Source organism: Cellulomonas sp. S1-8 (assembly GCF_026184235.1).
Lineage (GTDB): Bacteria > Actinomycetota > Actinomycetes > Actinomycetales > Cellulomonadaceae > Cellulomonas.
This window is the reverse complement of the sequence record NZ_CP110806.1, coordinates 2,309,589-2,325,828: the sequence shown is the minus strand read 5'-3', so window position 1 is coordinate 2,325,828 and position 16,240 is coordinate 2,309,589. Positions and strand designations below refer to the sequence as shown.

The 16,240-nt window shown below is 73.5% G+C and carries 14 protein-coding genes; 9 read left to right on the top strand and 5 right to left on the bottom strand.

Features of this window, described 5'->3' with window-relative positions; translation table 11 throughout:
* Positions 1–6 precede the first annotated feature (6 nt).
* From OKX07_RS10445 to OKX07_RS10415, 7 genes are all read left to right on the top strand, one after another.
* On the top strand, positions 7–984 hold the full coding sequence (locus OKX07_RS10445) for a gluconeogenesis factor YvcK family protein (RefSeq protein WP_265628020.1): 978 nt from the start codon (positions 7–9) through the stop codon (positions 982–984).
* A 78-nt stretch (positions 985–1,062) separates the two neighbouring features.
* Positions 1,063–2,043: a DNA-binding protein WhiA gene (gene whiA / locus OKX07_RS10440; RefSeq protein ID WP_265628019.1), complete on the top strand. Its 981-nt coding sequence runs from the start codon at positions 1,063–1,065 to the stop codon at positions 2,041–2,043.
* A gap of 272 nt (positions 2,044–2,315) precedes the next feature.
* Positions 2,316–3,320: a type I glyceraldehyde-3-phosphate dehydrogenase gene (gene gap, locus OKX07_RS10435; RefSeq protein ID WP_265628018.1), complete on the top strand. Its 1,005-nt coding sequence runs from the start codon at positions 2,316–2,318 to the stop codon at positions 3,318–3,320.
* 169 nt (positions 3,321–3,489) lie between these two features.
* Positions 3,490–4,689: a phosphoglycerate kinase gene (locus OKX07_RS10430; RefSeq protein ID WP_265628017.1), complete on the top strand. Its 1,200-nt coding sequence runs from the start codon at positions 3,490–3,492 to the stop codon at positions 4,687–4,689.
* Positions 4,690–4,692: 3 nt separating this feature from the next.
* A complete protein-coding gene (gene tpiA / locus OKX07_RS10425) occupies positions 4,693–5,487 on the top strand; it encodes a triose-phosphate isomerase (protein WP_265628016.1) in 795 nt (264 codons plus the stop codon).
* A gap of 244 nt (positions 5,488–5,731) precedes the next feature.
* Positions 5,732–5,977, top strand: coding sequence for a preprotein translocase subunit SecG (gene secG / locus OKX07_RS10420; protein ID WP_265628015.1), 246 nt, complete (start codon positions 5,732–5,734; stop codon positions 5,975–5,977).
* Between the two features lie 12 nt (positions 5,978–5,989).
* Entirely contained in the window at positions 5,990–6,337 is a 348-nt protein-coding gene (locus tag OKX07_RS10415; RefSeq protein ID WP_265628014.1) for an RNA polymerase-binding protein RbpA, read from the top strand.
* Between the two features lie 117 nt (positions 6,338–6,454).
* Here the strand turns inward: OKX07_RS10415 and pgl are convergent, their stop codons facing one another.
* The 5 genes from pgl to tkt all read right to left on the bottom strand — a co-directional run bounded on the left by pgl (position 6,455) and on the right by tkt (position 13,854).
* The gene (gene pgl / locus OKX07_RS20410; protein ID WP_322746770.1) at positions 6,455–7,942 is read right to left on the bottom strand and encodes a 6-phosphogluconolactonase; all 1,488 of its coding nucleotides are present in this window, start codon (positions 7,940–7,942) and stop codon (positions 6,455–6,457) included.
* Positions 7,943–8,015: 73 nt separating this feature from the next.
* Positions 8,016–8,933: a glucose-6-phosphate dehydrogenase assembly protein OpcA gene (locus OKX07_RS10400; protein ID WP_265628013.1), complete on the bottom strand. Its 918-nt coding sequence runs from the start codon at positions 8,931–8,933 to the stop codon at positions 8,016–8,018.
* Positions 8,930–10,471, bottom strand: coding sequence for a glucose-6-phosphate dehydrogenase (gene zwf / locus OKX07_RS10395; protein WP_265628012.1), 1,542 nt, complete (start codon positions 10,469–10,471; stop codon positions 8,930–8,932). The genes OKX07_RS10400 and zwf overlap by 4 nt, the downstream gene beginning before the upstream one ends.
* A complete protein-coding gene (gene tal / locus OKX07_RS10390) occupies positions 10,468–11,601 on the bottom strand; it encodes a transaldolase (protein WP_265628011.1) in 1,134 nt (377 codons plus the stop codon). The genes zwf and tal overlap by 4 nt, the downstream gene beginning before the upstream one ends.
* A gap of 84 nt (positions 11,602–11,685) precedes the next feature.
* Complete coding sequence (gene tkt / locus OKX07_RS10385; RefSeq protein WP_265628010.1) at positions 11,686–13,854, bottom strand: transketolase; 2,169 nt, start codon at positions 13,852–13,854, stop codon at positions 11,686–11,688.
* 460 nt (positions 13,855–14,314) lie between these two features.
* Between tkt and OKX07_RS10380 the strand changes: the two genes are divergently transcribed.
* Both OKX07_RS10380 and OKX07_RS10375 read left to right on the top strand, forming a co-directional pair.
* Entirely contained in the window at positions 14,315–15,274 is a 960-nt protein-coding gene (locus OKX07_RS10380; protein WP_416220874.1) for a heme o synthase, read from the top strand.
* Between the two features lie 10 nt (positions 15,275–15,284).
* Positions 15,285–16,217, top strand: coding sequence for a site-specific tyrosine recombinase XerD (locus OKX07_RS10375; protein WP_265628008.1), 933 nt, complete (start codon positions 15,285–15,287; stop codon positions 16,215–16,217).
* The last annotated feature ends 23 nt before the right edge of the window (positions 16,218–16,240 follow it).

Genomic DNA, 16,240 nt, shown 5'->3' with positions numbered 1-16,240 from the left:
GCGCCGGTGAGCCGCTTCGGCGACCCCACGCGGCCCGCCGTGGTCGCGCTGGGCGGGGGCCACGGCCTGTCGGCGTCGCTGTCGGCGCTGCGGCTCATGACCGATCGCATCACCGCGGTGGTCACGGTCGCGGACGACGGCGGCTCGTCCGGCCGGCTGCGCGAGGAGATGGGCGTGCTGCCGCCCGGCGACCTGCGGATGGCGCTGTCGGCCCTGTGCGACGACTCCGAGTGGGGTCGCACCTGGCGGGACCTGCTGCAGCACCGCTTCGACACCGACGGGCCGCTGGACCGGCACTCCGTGGGCAACCTGCTCATCGTGGCGCTCTGGGAGCTGCTGGGCGACACCGTCGAGGGCCTGGACCTGGTGGGACGCCTGCTGGGCGCCCGCGGCAGGGTGCTGCCCATGGCGTCGGTGCCGTTGCGCATCGAGGCGGACGTCGTGACCGTGGCCGGTGTGCGGGAGGTGGTGCGCGGCCAGACGGAGGTCGCCGTGACGCCGCACCGGATCGAGCAGCTGCGGCTGCACCCGGTCGACCCGCCGGCGTGCCCGCAGGCCGTCGCGGCGGTGCTCGAGGCCGACTGGGTCGTGCTGGGTCCGGGCTCCTGGTACTCCTCGGTGCTGCCGCACCTGCTGGTGCCCCAGCTGCGCACCGCGCTGCTGGAGACCTCGGCGCGGATCGTCGTGATGCTCAACCTGTCGCCCGACGACGAGACCGCGGGCATGCGCACGACCGACCACCTCGCGGTGCTGCTGGCCCACGCGCCCGAGCTGCCCGTGCACGCGGTCATCGCGGACCCGGCGGCCGTCGACGACGTCGGCGAGCTCGCCGACCTGTGCAGCGCGACGGGCAGCCGCCTGCTGGTGCGCCAGGTCCGTCGCGGCGACCAGAGCGCCGTGCACGACCCGTTGCGCCTGGCGGCGGCCCTCCGGGACGTCGTCGAGGACTACCTGGGGGACGTCGGGACGCGCACCGGCCGGTGACGTCCTGGCCGTGCCCCCGTCGGGTGACGGGTCACGGGACGGTCTCGACCACCCGGGCGTCAGTGGCAGGATGACGCCATGGCGCTGACGGCACAGGTGAAGGACGAGCTCGCCCGGCTGAAGGTGGACAAGACGTCCTGCCGGAAGGCGGAGATCTCGGCGACCCTGCGGTTCGCCGGCGGACTGCACATCATCTCCGGGCGGATCGTCATCGAGGCCGAGCTGGACACGGGGATCGCCGCGCGACGTCTGCGGCAGTCGATCGCCGAGGTCTACGGCCACGAGAGCGACATCATCGTCGTCTCCGGCGGCGGGCTGCGCCGCGGCAGCCGGTACGTCGTGCGGGTCGTCAAGGACGGCGAGTCGCTGGCGCGCCAGACGGGTCTGCTCGACAACCGCGGTCGACCGGTCCGCGGGCTGCCGCCGCAGGTCGTCTCGGCGGGTGTCGGCGAGGCGGAGGCGGCGTGGCGTGGCGCGTTCCTCGCGCACGGCTCGCTGACCGAGCCCGGACGCTCGTCGGCGCTCGAGGTGACCTGTCCCGGCCCGGAGGCGGCGCTCGCTCTGGTCGGCGCCGCACGCCGCCTGGGCGTCTCCGCCAAGGCGCGCGACGTGCGCGGCGTCGACCGCGTGGTCATCCGCGACGGCGACGCGATCGGCGTCATGCTCACGCGCCTGGGCGCGCACGACACGATGCTCGTGTGGGAGGAGCGGCGCGTGCGCCGTGAGGTGCGCGGCACGGCGAACCGGCTGGCGAACTTCGACGACGCGAACCTGCGGCGCTCGGCCCGTGCCGCGGTCGCGGCGGGTGCGCGCGTCGACCGGGCGTTCGAGATCCTCGGCGACGACCTGCCGGAGCACCTGCGGCAGGCCGGCGAGCTGCGGCTCGCCCACAAGGAGGCGTCGCTCGAGGAGCTCGGCAAGCTGGCCGACCCGCCGCTGACGAAGGACGCGGTCGCGGGTCGCATCCGGCGCCTGCTCGCGACGGCGGACCGGCGGGCGGCCGACCTGGGGATCCCGGACACCGAGGCGGGGCTCAGCCCGGACCTGCTCGACCTCTAGGCACGCGTCCACCGCCGGGCGCGAGGGCGCTGCGGACCCGCGCGGACCGGCGGATCGTCCAGCATGCGAACGCCCCCGGGGACGGACCTTCGTCTTGGGCGACGCGTGCACCTCCGGGTATAGGCTCGGGTCATCCGATCGCAACGACGTCGCAACGCGCTGGGCACGGCCCGGGCCGGTGCGCCTCGTGGCAGTCGGAACGCACAGCGGCGTGCGTGACCGAACACCAACTGTGTGCGCCGGCTTTGATCGGCGCGTGCCGAGGAGGGCAAGTGACCATCAAGGTCGGCATCAACGGCTTCGGCCGCATCGGGCGGAACTTCTACCGCGCCATCGTGGCCTCGGGGGCCGACATCGAGATCGTCGGCGTCAACGACCTGACGGACAACCACACCCTGGCCCACCTGCTCAAGTACGACACGGTCCTGGGCCGCTTCCCCCTGAGCGTGGACTACGACGACGAGAACATCATCGTCGACGGCAAGAAGATCCGGGCGCTCGCCGAGCGCAACCCGGCAGACCTGCCCTGGGCCGCGCTCGGTGCGGACATCGTCATCGAGTCCACGGGCTTCTTCACCGACGCGACCAAGGCGAAGGCGCACATCGACGCCGGCGCCAAGAAGGTCATCATCTCGGCCCCGGCCAAGAACGAGGACGGCACGTTCGTCGTCGGCGTCAACCACGAGTCGTACGACCCGGCGACGCAGCACATCATCTCGAACGCGTCCTGCACGACGAACTGCCTGGCCCCGGTGGCCAAGGCGCTCAACGACGCCATCGGCATCGAGCGCGGTCTCATGACCACGATCCACGCCTACACCGGTGACCAGAACCTGCAGGACGGTCCCCACAAGGACCTGCGTCGCGCCCGCGCGGCCGCGCAGAACATCGTCCCCACGACGACCGGTGCGGCCAAGGCCGTGGCGCTCGTGCTGCCTGAGCTCAAGGGCAAGCTGGACGGCTTCGCGCTCCGCGTGCCGACCATCACCGGCTCGGCCACCGACCTGACCTTCACCGCCTCGCGCGAGGTCACGGTCGAGGAGGTCAACGCCGCGGTCAAGGCCGCTGCCGAGGGCCCGCTCAAGGGCACGCTGGAGTACACCGAGGACGAGATCGTGTCCTCGGACATCGTCACCAACCCGCACCAGAGCATCTTCGACGCCAAGCTCACCAAGGTGAGCGGTGACCTCGTCAAGATCATCGCCTGGTACGACAACGAGTGGGGCTACAGCTCGAGCCTCGTCAAGCTCACCGAGTACGTCGGCGCGCGTCTCTGACGTCCGTCACGCACGCCAGGTAGTCATGCGTCCGCGTGCGCCCAGGCCACCCGGCCCGGCGCACGCGGACGCAGCCGTGTCCGGGGTCCGACGCCCCCACACCGTGCCCCCGGTTGGCGGGGGAGCCCGAGGCCACCGGCCCACGCCGGCGGCAGGTAGGTAGGAGACCATGAAGACGATCGACGACCTGGGCGACCTGCGCGGCAAGCGCGTGCTCGTCCGCTCCGACTTCAACGTGCCGCTCGACGGCACGACCATCACCGACGACGGCCGCATCCGCGCCGCACTGCCGACGCTGCAGGCCCTCGTCGCGAAGGGCGCCCGCGTCGTCGTGGTCGCTCACCTCGGACGCCCCAAGGGTGCGCCGGAGGCCAAGTACTCGCTCGCGCCCGTCGCGGCCCGCCTCGGCGAGCTGCTCGGTCAGGACGTCGCCCTCGCGGACGACGTCGTCGGCGCCTCGGCGCAGGCCACCGTCGCTGGGCTCGAGGACGGTCAGGTCGCGCTCCTCGAGAACGTCCGGTTCGACGCGCGTGAGACGTCCAAGGACGAGGCGGAGCGCGGCGCCCTCGCCGACGAGCTCGCGGCGCTCGTCGACGCGTACGTCTCCGACGGCTTCGGCGTCGTGCACCGCAAGCAGGCGTCGGTGTACGACGTCGCGCAGCGCGTGCCGCACGCGGTGGGCCAGCTGGTGCTCAAGGAGGTCGAGTCCCTGCGCAAGGCGACCGACGACCCGGCCCGTCCGTACGTCGTCGTCCTCGGCGGCTCGAAGGTCTCGGACAAGCTCGGCGTCATCGAGAACCTGCTGAGCAAGGCCGACCGGCTCCTCATCGGCGGCGGCATGCTGTTCACGTTCCTCGCGGCCCAGGGCCACGCGGTGGGCAAGAGCCTGCTCGAGGAGGACCAGCTCGAGACGGTGAAGGGCTACCTCGCCACGGCGCTGGAGAAGGGCGTGGAGATCGTCCTGCCCGTCGACATCGTCGTCGCCCCCGAGTTCAAGGCCGACGCCCCGGCGACGGTCGTCGACGCCGACGCGATCCCCGCCGACCAGATCGGTCTGGACATCGGCCCGCGCAGCGCCGAGCTGTTCGCCTCGAAGATCGTCGACGCGAAGACCGTGGTCTGGAACGGTCCCGCCGGGGTGTTCGAGTTCGAGGCGTTCGCGGCGGGCACGCGTGCCGTCGCCCAGGCGCTGGTCGACGCCGGCCACGCCGGCGGCTTCACGATCGTCGGCGGGGGCGACTCGGCCGCGGCCGTGCGCACCCTCGGCTTCGACGAGGCCGACTTCGGCCACATCTCCACCGGCGGCGGCGCGTCGCTGGAGTTCCTCGAGGGCAAGACCCTCCCCGGCATCGCGATCCTGGAGGGCTGACCTGTGGCAGGCACCCGCACCCCGCTCATGGCGGGCAACTGGAAGATGAACCTGGACCACCACCAGGCGACGCACACCGTGCAGAAGCTCGCGTGGACCCTCAAGGACGGCCGGCACGACTACGCGGCCGTCGAGGTCTGCGTGCTGCCGCCGTTCACCGACCTGCGCAGCGTCCAGACGCTCGTCGACGCCGACAAGCTCGAGATCGTCTACGGCGCGCAGGACGTGTCCGCGCACCAGTCCGGCGCCTACACCGGCGAGATCTCCCCGCTGTTCCTCTCCAAGCTCGGCGTCACGTACGTCGCCGTGGGTCACTCGGAGCGCCGCCAGCTCCACCACGAGGACGACGCGGTCGTCAACGCCAAGGTCATCTCCGCGCTGGGTGCGGGCCTCGTCCCGATCCTGTGCGTCGGCGAGCCCCTCGAGGTCCGCAAGGCCGGCGAGCACGTCGCACACACCCTGGCGCAGCTCGACGGCGCGCTCGCGGGCCTGTCCGCCGCGCAGGTGGCGGGCCTCGTGGTCGCGTACGAGCCCGTCTGGGCCATCGGCACGGGCGAGACGGCCACGCCGGAGGACGCCCAGGAGCTGTGCGAGGCGATCCGCGTGCGGATCGCCGAGCTGTACGACCAGGCGACGGCCGACGCCGTGCGCGTGCTGTACGGCGGTTCGGTCAAGTCGTCGAACGTGGCCTCGATCATGGCCAAGCCCGACGTGGACGGCGCGCTCGTCGGCGGGGCCAGCCTCGACCCCGAGGAGTTCGCGAAGATCGTCCGGTACCAGGCGCACACGGTCGCCTGACCCCGCCCGCACGGGCCGGGTCGCCCCTCGCGGCGGCCCGGTCCGGCGGCGCCGTCCGTCCCACGGGCGGCGCGGTGGTGGATCGCACCGCCTTCGTCGCCTACCCTGTACCCCGGTCATCGCGCCGACGCACACCGACGACGACGACGGGCCGCACCGCACGACCCGCACCACCCGCACCGCCGCCGACCGCGGCGACGGTGCACCGTTGCACCGGACCGCCCGAGTGAGGAACTCCACCGACGTGACTGGCCTTCGTATCACCCTCCAGGTGCTGCTGGTTCTCCTGAGCCTGCTGCTCGTCCCGCTGGTGCTGCTGCACAAGGGCAAGGGCGGCGGTCTGTCGGACATGTTCGGCGGGGGCATCACGGCAGGCGCCGGCTCGTCCGGTGTGGCCGAGCGCAACCTCAACCGGATCACGGTCATCGTCGCCCTGCTGTGGACGGTCATGATCGTCCTGCTGGGCTTGATCGAGAAGTTCTCGGAGTAGGGGGACCTGGCCATGGCGAGCGGGAGTGCGATCAGGGGGTCGCGCGTCGGGGCCGGCCCGATGGGGGAGGCGGAACGCGGTGACGCCGCGCCGCGCGTCTGGATCTCGTACTGGTGCTCCAAGGGCCACGAGACCCGACCCAGCTTCGCGGAGGAGGCCGCCCAGGAGGCGCCCGCCACGTGGGACTGCCCCCGGTGCGGGTTCCCGGCGGGTCAGGACCCGGAGGCGCCGCCGGCGCCCAGCAAGAACGAGCCGTACAAGACCCACCTCGCGTACGTGAAGGAGCGGCGCAGCGAGGAGGACGGTGCGGCCATCCTGGACGAGGCGCTCGCCGCGCTGCGGGCGCGCCGCGGCGGCTGAGGAGCACGTGCTCGCTCTCGACGGGCGCGCACCACCCGATCGACGCACGACGTGACGACGGCGCCGCACCCCGAGGGGTGCGGCGCCGTCGCCGTGCGGGCGCGGGACGACCGAGCCTCAGCGGACGAGGAGCAGCGCGAACCCGTCGTAGCCCTTCTCGCCGACGGTCTGCACGATCGTGCCGTCCACCCGGTCGTCGGCGGCCGCCCGCGCCACGAAGGCGCGCACGCCCTGCACCCGGTCGTCGGGGTGGTCGGGGTCGACCACCCCGCCGTCGCGCACGACGTTGTCGACGACGATCACCGTCCCGGGCCGGGCCAGGGCGACGGCACGGTCGAGGTAGTCGGCGAGCTGCTGCTTGTCCGCGTCGACGAACACGAGGTCGAACGGCTCGCCCCCCGCGGCGACGAGCCGGTCGAGCGAGTCCATGGCCGGCCCGACGACGACCTCCACGTGGGCCGACAGGCCTGCCGCACCGAGCGACGCGCGCGCGACGGCCGCGTGCTCCGCGCTGAGCTCGAGGGTCACGACCGAGCCGTCCGCGGGCAGGGCCTGCGCGAGCCACCAGGTGCTGTACCCCCCGAGCGTCCCGATCTCCAGGACCCGACGGGCGCCCACGGCCCGTGTGAGCAGCTCGAGGAACCGACCCTGCGCCGCGCTCACGGCGATGTCGGGCAGCCCGGCGTCGGCGGCTGCGGCGCGAACGGCAGCGGCGCCGTCGGCCTCGCCGACGAGGGGGGCGACGTAGGCGTCGACGGCGGCCCACACGTGCTGGGCCGTCGACGCGGTGCGCGGCCGCAGGCCGGTCTCCGTGACCGTGCCGCCGTCGGGCGTCGGCGGTTCGCTGCCCGGCAGGTCGCCCGCGGACGCGACGTCGAGGAGCCACAGCGTGCGCTCGGTCCCGTGGGCGCCCGTCGCGGGGGTCGTGCGCACGTCGTCCCCGGCCAGGGCGCGTGCCACCGCCGGGGCCTTCTCGGCTCCCGAGGCGATGACCCAGACCTCGCGCGCCGCCTGCAGCAGCGGGAACGTCAGCGACACCCGTTCCGACGGGGGCTTGGGGGAGTCGTGCTCGGCGAGGACCAGGGAGTTCGCCTCGTACAGGGAGGGGCGACCCGGGAAGAGGGACGCCACGTGCCCGTCGGGGCCCATGCCGAGCAGCAGCACGTCGAACCGGGGCGCGAGGCCGTCGCCGAGGGCGTGCGCCCGCAGCTCGGCGGCGTACAGGCGTGCGGCGGTCTCACCGTCGGGGACGTCGTCCGAGCGCGCCGCGACGGCGTGCACGTTGCTGTGCGGCAGGGCGTCGCCGAGCGCGTCGATCAGCGCCTCGCGTGCCTGCGTCTCGTTGCGGTCGGGGTCGCCGTCGGGCAGGAAGCGCTCGTCGCCCCACCACAGGTGCACCCCGGACCAGTCGACCGCGCCGCGCACGGGCGAGTCCGCGACCGCGCGCAGGGTGGCGATGCCGACGGTGCCGCCGGTGAGGACCACGTGCAGCGGCGAACGGTGCGACTGCAGGTCGACGAGGCGGGTGAGCAGCCGCGCCGCCGCGGCGGCGGCGAGCACTCCTGCGTCGGGGTGGACGACGACCTCGGGCGGGGCGGGGCTCATGCGTCTCCTTGCCTGCCCGGCGACGCCGGGCGTCGTGGTCCGTGGGCCGCGCGGGTGGCGCGGCCCACGTCGGTCACGCGTCGATGCGCGCCAGACCCTTCTGCAGCACCTCGCCGTACACCTCGTCGGCGTCGAGCCGGCGCAGCTCCTCGACGAGGCACTCGCGGAGCTGCCGGATCGGCAGGGCGATGCGGTGCACCGGCTGGTCGGGCTGGCTCAGCGCGGCGGTCTTGCCGTCGGGCCGGTCGAGCACGATGTCGCCCGACGCACGCTCCAGGCGCACCTGCGTGATGGCAGGAGCCCCCGGGATGCGCTCGATGTCGACGGGGCAGCGCAGGGAGTGCGCGAGCCACGCAGCCATGAGGTCGACCGACGGGTGCGTGCTCTCGCCGCTGACGACGGCGCGGTGCACGGGCTCGTAGGGCGGCTGGTCGAGCGTGGCGGCGATGAGGCCGCGCCACAGCGTCGCGCGGGTCCACGCCAGGTCCGTGTCACCGTCGGCGTACACCCGCGCGAGGTTGCGCAGCGCGCGCGACGGCCGGGGGCAGGTCGAGGCGTCGGTGATGCGGCGCTGGGCCATCTGGCCCAGCGGGTGCTCGGACGGGTTCTCCGGGACGTCGTACGGCCACCACGCGACGATCGGCGCGTCGGGCAGCAGCAACGGCATGACGAGCGTGTCGACGTGCCGTGTCACGCCGCCCGAGACGCGCAGCACGATCACCTCGCTCGCGCCGGCGTCCCCGCCGAGGCGGATCTGCGCGTCGAGGCCGGACTCGGCGTCCTCGGCGCGCTCGGTGATGACGATGATCCGGCAGGGGTGCTCGCGGCTGGCCGCGTTCGCCGCCTCGATGGCGTCCTCGGGGTCGTGCGCCTCGGCGTCGATGATCAGCGTCAGCACGCGGCCGAGCGCCACCGCCCCGCCGTCCTCGCGCTCCTTGAGGAGCCGCTTGTTGATGTCCCGCGTGGTCGTGTCCGGCATCTCGATGATCACGGGAGCCTCCAGGTGCGTCCGTCGCGGGCCATCATCTCGTCGGCCGACGCCGGCCCCCAGGTGCCCGCGCGGTACTCGTCCGGCTTGCCCTTCGACGCCCAGAACGCGGTCACGGGGTCGAGGATCTTCCAGGACAGCTCGACCTCCTCGAGCTGCGGGAACAGCGGGGGGTCGCCGAGCAGCACGTCGAGGATGAGGCGCTCGTACGCCTCGGGGGAGGACTCGGTGAAGGAGTGCCCGTACCCGAAGTCCATGGTGACGTCACGGACCTCCATGGCCGTGCCCGGCACCTTGGCACCGAAGCGCAGCGTGACGCCCTCGTCGGGCTGCACGCGGATGACCAGGGCGTTCTTGCCGAGCTCGGTGGCCGCGGTCGCCTCGAACGGCAGGTGGGGCGCCTTCTTGAACACCACGGCGATCTCGGTCACGCGGCGACCCAGGCGCTTGCCGGTGCGCAGGTAGAACGGCACCCCGGCCCAGCGGCGCGTGTCGATGTCGACGCGGATAGCCGCGTAGGTCTCGGTCGTGGAGTCGGGGTTGAACCCCTCCTCCTCGGCGTAGCCGACGACCTTCTCGCCGCCCTGCCAGCCCGCCGTGTACTGCCCGCGGGCCGTGTGCCGGCCCAGGTCGCGGGGGAGCCGCAGCGCCGAGAGCACCTTGGTCTTCTCCGCGCGAAGCGCCGCCGCGTCGAAGGAGACGGGCTCCTCCATCGCGGTCAGTGCCAGCAGCTGCAGCAGGTGGTTCTGGATGACGTCGCGCGCCGCGCCGATGCCGTCGTAGTACCCGGCTCGGCCGCCGATGCCGATGTCCTCGGCCATGGTGATCTGCACGTGGTCGACGTAGTTGCCGTTCCAGATCGGCTCGAACAGCTGGTTCGCGAAGCGCAGCGCCAGCAGGTTCTGGACCGTCTCCTTGCCCAGGTAGTGGTCGATCCGGAAGATGTCGTCGGGCCGGAACACCTCGGACACGATGTCGTTGAGCTCGCGCGCGGAGGCCAGGTCGTGCCCGAAGGGCTTCTCGATGACGACGCGCCGCCAGGTGCCGTCCTGCGGCTGCGAGAGCCCCGAGCGGGCCAGCTGCTCGCAGACCACGGGGAACGAGCTCGGCGGCACCGAGAGGTAGAACGCGTGGTTGCCGGCGGTGCCGCGCGTCACGTCGAGGTCCTCGACGGTCGCGCGGAGCCGGTCGAACGCGTCGTCGTCGTCGAACGAGCCCTGCACGAAGCGGATGCCCTCGGACATCTGGCGCCAGGTGGACTCGCGGAACGGGGTGCGCGCGTGCTGCTTGACCGAGTCGTGGACGACCTGCTCGAAGTCCTGCGTCTCCCAGTCGCGCCGCGCGAACCCGGTGAGCGCGAAGCCCGGGGGCAGCAGCCCGCGGTTCGTCAGGTCGTACACCGCCGGCATCAGCTTCTTGCGCGCCAGGTCGCCGGTGACGCCGAAGATGACCAGGCCGCACGGCCCGGCGATGCGCGGGAGCCGGCGGTCGCGCGGGTCGCGCAGCGGGTTCTGCTCCGGCCCGACCTTGGCGGGGCTCACGCGCCCGACCCCGTGCCGCCGCCGGCACGGGCCAGACCGTCCTCGACGGTGACGAGCAGCTCGGCCCAGGACGCCTCGAACTTCTGCAGACCCTCGGTCTCGAGCTGCTCGGTGACCTCGTCGATCGAGATGCCGACCGCCTCGATCCGGTCGAGCAGCGCAGCGGACGCGTCCTGCGTCCCCGAGACGGTGTCGCCGTGCACGTTCCCGTGGTCGGCGACGGCGTCGAGCGTCTTCTCGGGCATCGTGTTGACGGTGCCGGCCACGACCAGCTCGTCGACGTACCGGGTGTCCGGGTAGGCCGGGTCCTTGACGCCCGTCGAGGCCCACAGCGGGCGCTGCGGGCGCGCACCGGCGGCCGCCAGGGCCTGCCACCGCTCGCCGGCGACGACCTCCTCGTAGAGGCCCCACGCGAGCCGCGCGTTCGCGATCGCGGCCGTGCCGCGCAGCGCCGTGGCCTCGTCCGACCCGATCGCGTCGAGCCGGGGGTCGATCGCCGCGTCGACGCGCGAGATGAAGAACGACGCGACGGACGCGATCGGCGCCAGGTCCAGGCCCGCGGCGCGCGCCTGCTCGAGGCCCTCGACGAACGCGTCGAGGACGGCCCGGTAGCGCTGCAGCGAGAAGATCAGCGTCACGTTCACGCTGATCCCCTGCGCGAGGGCGGCCGTGATGGCCGGGAGCCCCTCGACGGTCGCGGGGATCTTGACGAAGAGGTTGGGCCGGTCGATCACCGACCACAGCGTCTGCGCCGTCGCGGTGGTGGCGGCGGTGTCGCGCGCGAGGCGCGGGTCGACCTCGATCGACACGCGCCCGTCGACGCCGTCCGTCGCGTCGTGCACGGGCCGCAGGACGTCGCACGCGTCACGCACGTCGTCCGTCGTGATCGCCAGCACCGCCTCGTCGAGCGTGGCACCGGCGGCCGCGAGCGTGCGCAGCTGCGCGTCGTACGCGTCCCCCTGCGCGAGCGCGGAGGCGAAGATCGTCGGGTTGGTCGTGACACCGACGACGCCGCGCGCGACGAGGTCGGCCAGGCCGCCGGAGGCGATCCGCTGCCGCGACAGGTCGTCGAGCCACACGGCGACGCCGGCGTCACGCAGCGCGTGCAGGGGGGTGCTGCTGGAGGTCATGGTCGTTCCCCTTCGTCCCACGAGGTGCATCCGCGTCCTGCGCGCGGCGGGGCCGGCCGGAGCCGGCCCCGCCGTCGTCGTGCGTCAGGCCGGCAGGTCGCCGGTCCCCGACTGCGTCGGGGCAGCCGGAAGGTCGGACGGGGCGTGCGCCCCGTGTGCCGCCGCGATCGATTCGTGCGCCGCGGCCACGACGGCCTCGGCGGTGATCCCGAACTCGCGGTACAGCGTCTGGTAGTCGGCCGACGCGCCGTAGTGCTCGATCGAGATCGCGCGCCCGGCGTCACCGAGGATCTTGTGCCAGGACAGCGCGATGCCGGCCTCGACGGACACGCGTGCGCGCACCGAGGACGGCAGCACCGACTCGCGGTACGCGTCGTCCTGCTCGGCGAACCACTCGAGGCACGGCGCCGACACGACGCGCGTCGCGACGCCCGCCGCCTCGAGCGTCGTGCGCGCCTCGACGGCGAGCTGCACCTCGGAGCCGGTCGCCAGCAGGATGACGTCCGGCGTGCCGGACGACGCCTCGAGCAGCACGTACGCGCCCTTGGCGACCCCGTCGGCGGTCGCGTAGCCGTCCTCGCCGCGCGGGAACGTCGGGACGTTCTGGCGGGTCAGGACGAGAGCCACGGGGCCGTCGGTCCGCTCGAGCGTGGCGCGCCACGCGGCGGCGGTCTCGTTGGCGTCGGCGGGCCGGACCACGGCCAGGCCCGGGATCGCCCGGACGGCGGCGAGGTGCTCGACCGGCTGGTGCGTCGGGCCGTCCTCGCCCAGGCCGATCGAGTCGTGGGTCCACACGTAGGTCACGTTGACGCCCATGAGCGCCGCGAGCCGCACGGCGCCGCGCATGTAGTCGGAGAACGTGAAGAACGTGCCGCCGTACGGCCGGGTCAGGCCGTGCAGGCGGATGCCGGACAGGATCGAGCCCATCGCGTGCTCACGGATGCCGAAGTGCAGCGTCCGGCCGTACTCGTCGCCCGCGAACTCGTGGGACGAGCGGTGCGCCGGCAGGAACGACGGCTCACCCTTCATCGTCGTGTTGTTCGACCCGGCGAGGTCGGCCGAGCCGCCCCACAGCTCGGGCAGCACGGACGCGAGCGCCGAGAGCACGTCGCCCGACGCCGCGCGCGTCGCCACGGCCTTGCCGGCCGGGAACGTCGGCAGCGCGTTTGCCCAGCCCTCGGGCAGGGCGTCGGCGCGCAGCCGGTCGAGCAGCGCCTTGCGCCCGGGGTTCGCGGCGGCCCACGCGTCGAAGCCCTCCTGCCACGCGGCACGGTCGGTCGCGGCGCGGTCGGCCAGGGAGCGGGTGTGGGCGATGACCTCGGGCGCGACGTCGAAGGTCTTCTCGGGGTCGAAGCCGACGATCTCCTTCAGGCCGCGGATCGCGTCCCCGCCCAGCTTGGAGCCGTGCGAGGAGTGGTCGTCGGTCTTGCCCGGCGTGGGCCAGGCGATGAGGGTGCGCAGGCCGATGAACGACGGCTTGTCGGTGACGGCCTTGGCGGCCTCGATCGCGGCGTGCAGCGCGTCGACGTCCTCGCGGTACTCGCCGCCGACGGTCCAGTCGACGTACTGGACGTGCCAGCCGTACGACTCGTAGCGCTTGAGCACGTTCTCGGTGAACGCGATCTGCGTGTCGCCCTCGATGGAGATGTGGTTGTCGTCCCACAGCACGACGAGGTTGCCGAGCTCCTGGGTGCCGGCGAGCGACGACGCCTCGCTGGTCACGCCCTCCTGGAGGTCGCCGTCGGAGGCGATGACGTACACGTGGTGGTCGAACGGGCTCGTGCCCGGTGCTGCCTCGGGGTCGAGCAGCCCGCGTTCACGGCGCGACGCCATCGCGAAGCCCACGGCCGAGGCCAGTCCCTGGCCCAGCGGGCCGGTGGTGATCTCGACGCCCGCGGTGTGGCGGTACTCGGGGTGCCCCGGGGTCTTGGAGCCCCAGGTGCGCAGCGCCTCGAGGTCCTCGAGCTCCAGGCCGAAGCCGGCGAGGTAGAGCTGGATGTACTGCGTCAGGCTGGAGTGCCCTGCCGACAGGACGAACCGGTCCCGGCCGAGCCAGTGCGGGTCGCGCGGGTCGTGGCGCATGACGGTCTGGTAGAGCAGGTAGGCGGCGGGGGCGAGGCTGATCGCCGTCCCGGGATGCCCGTTGCCGACCTTCTCGACCGCGTCCGCCGCGAGCACGCGGACGGTGTCCACCGCTCGCAGGTCGAGATCGGACCAACCGACAGTGGTGGCCAGGGGAGCCTTCGCGTTCACCGCACCTCATTCCCGTCCCGCACGCGCGGGGCGTCGTTCCGAGCGTCTCCGGGGCGTGACCGCTCCGAGGAGCGGAGCGCCTGGCCCGGGCCCCGTCGTGTCGTCGGACGGGGACGTCTGCTGTCGGCGAGCCTATAGCGCGTCCCCCCGCGTGCGCGCACTCGGTCCACCGTGGCGGCAAACGCTTGCCACCGCGGGTCGCGCTCCCACACCGGTCGACGAGCCCGCGGTGCGACCGACGTCACGTGCCCCGACCGCGCCCGGGCGGGTGCCGTCCGCCCGCCCCGGCGGTGGGGTGCGTACCATGACGGGCGGGACCTCGGTCCCGCCCGACGCCGTGCGAACGGTCGTCCACCGTCCCGTCCGCCCTCCCGAACGGATACCGAAGCGCGTGCGCCTCTCCACCCCCGCGGCCGCCGACGCGAGCCTGCCCGGGACGATCACCGGCCCGGCGGTCCCGGTGGACGGCGCTCGGACGCCGGTGGGCGCGCCGGACCCCGGGGACGGGAGCGGTCGTCCCGCGCGACGCTGGGCGGCGACCCTGCACACCGTCGCGGGCTACGTGGCGCTGACCAAGCCGCGCGTCATCGAGCTGCTGCTCATCACCACGATCCCGACGATGTTCCTCGCCGCGCGCGGGTTCCCGCCGTTGGGCCTGGTCGTGGCGACCCTCGTCGGCGGTGCGGGCGCGGCGGGCGCGGCCAACACCCTCAACCAGTACCTCGACCGCGACATCGACCAGGTGATGGACCGCACGCGCCGCCGGCCGATCGTCACCGGCCGGATCTCGCCGCGCGCCGCGCTGGTGTTCGGCCTCGTCCTCGGTGCGCTCTCCCTCGCGTGGCTGTGGTTCGCGGTGAACCCCGCCTCAGCGGTGTTCACCGCCGCGGCGATCCTCATCTACGTCGTCGGCTACACGATGATCCTCAAGCGCCGCACCCCGCAGAACATCGTGTGGGGCGGTGCCGCCGGGTGCATGCCCGTCGTCATCGGGTGGTCCGCGGTCACCGGGGGCGTCTCGTGGGAGGCGGTGCTGCTGTTCGGCGTCGTGTTCTTCTGGACGCCGCCGCACTACTGGCCGCTGTCGATGAAGTTCCGGCGCGACTACGCCGCCGCGGGCGTGCCCATGCTCCCCGTCGTGGCCGCCGACACCCGGGTCGCCCGCGAGATGATCCTCTACACGCTCGCGATGATCGCCTGCTCGCTGCTGCTGGTGCCCGTCGGCGGCATGACGTGGGTGTACGCCGTGGTCGCGGCCGTCCTCGGCGCGTGGTTCCTGTGGCTGTGCATCGGGCTGCTGCGCCGCGCGAAGGACCACCAGCACCGGCCCCTGAAGGCCATGACGGTGTTCCACGGCTCCATCACCTACCTCACGCTGCTGTCCGTCGCGATCGCGGTGGACGTCTTCCTCCCGCTGTGACGTCGCGGACGTGGCCGACCGACTGACCGCCGCGCTCGAGGGGTACCTGGCCCACCTGGCCGTCGAGCGGGGCCTGGCCACGCACACGCTCGCGGCGTACCGCCGGGACCTGACCCGGTACGTCGAGCACCTGCTCTCCCTGGGACGCGGCGAGCCCGCGCAGATCACCGAGCGGGACGTCGAGGACTTCGTGCTCGTGCTGCGCACGGGGTCCGACGGGCGCGCGGTCCTGTCCCCGTCGTCGGCGGCCCGCAGCATCGTCGCGCTGCGCGGGTGGCACCGGTTCCTCGCGCTCGACGGGCTCGCGCCCACGGATGCCGCCGCGGCCGTGCGCCCCCCCGCGCAGCCGCGCCGGCTGCCCAAGGCGATCTCGGTCGACGACGTCGGCCGGCTCCTCGACGCCGCGGCTCTCGGCGACGGCCCGGTGCCGCTGCGGGACCGCGCGCTGCTCGAGCTCGTCTACTCCACCGGGGCCCGTATCTCCGAGGCCGTCGGCCTCGACGTGGACGACCTGGACCTGACGCCCGGCCGGTCGGCGGTGCGGCTGCTCGGCAAGGGCGGCAAGGAACGGGTCGTGCCCGTCGGCACCTACGCCGCGCAGGCGGTCGAGGCGTACCTCGTGCGGGGCCGCCCCGCGCTCGCGGCCGCCGGGCGCGGCAACGCCGCGATCTTCCTCAACACCCGCGGCGCACCGCTGAGCCGGCAGTCGGCGTGGGCGGTGCTGCGCACGGCCGCCGAGCGCGCCGGGCTGGGGGCGGCCCACGTGTCCCCGCACACGTTGCGCCACTCGTTCGCGACCCACCTGCTGGCCGGCGGCGCCGACGTGCGCGTCGTGCAGGAGCTGCTGGGGCACGCGTCGGTGACGACCACGCAGGTCTACACGATGGTCACGGCCGAGACGATGCGCGAGGTGTACGCCGCGAGCCACCCGCGTGCCCGGTGAGGCGGATCGTGCGCCGCACGGTC

Excerpts from the sequence above, each read along its gene's own strand:
- whiA (WP_265628019.1), top strand. The coding sequence starts at position 1,063 with ATGGCGCTGACGGCACAGGTGAAGGACGAGCTCGCCCGGCTGAAGGTG.
- OKX07_RS10430 (WP_265628017.1), top strand. The coding sequence starts at position 3,490 with ATGAAGACGATCGACGACCTGGGCGACCTGCGCGGCAAGCGCGTGCTC.
- OKX07_RS10415 (WP_265628014.1), top strand. The coding sequence starts at position 5,990 with ATGGCGAGCGGGAGTGCGATCAGGGGGTCGCGCGTCGGGGCCGGCCCG.
- pgl (WP_322746770.1), bottom strand. The coding sequence starts at position 7,942 with ATGAGCCCCGCCCCGCCCGAGGTCGTCGTCCACCCCGACGCAGGAGTG.
- tal (WP_265628011.1), bottom strand. The coding sequence starts at position 11,601 with ATGACCTCCAGCAGCACCCCCCTGCACGCGCTGCGTGACGCCGGCGTC.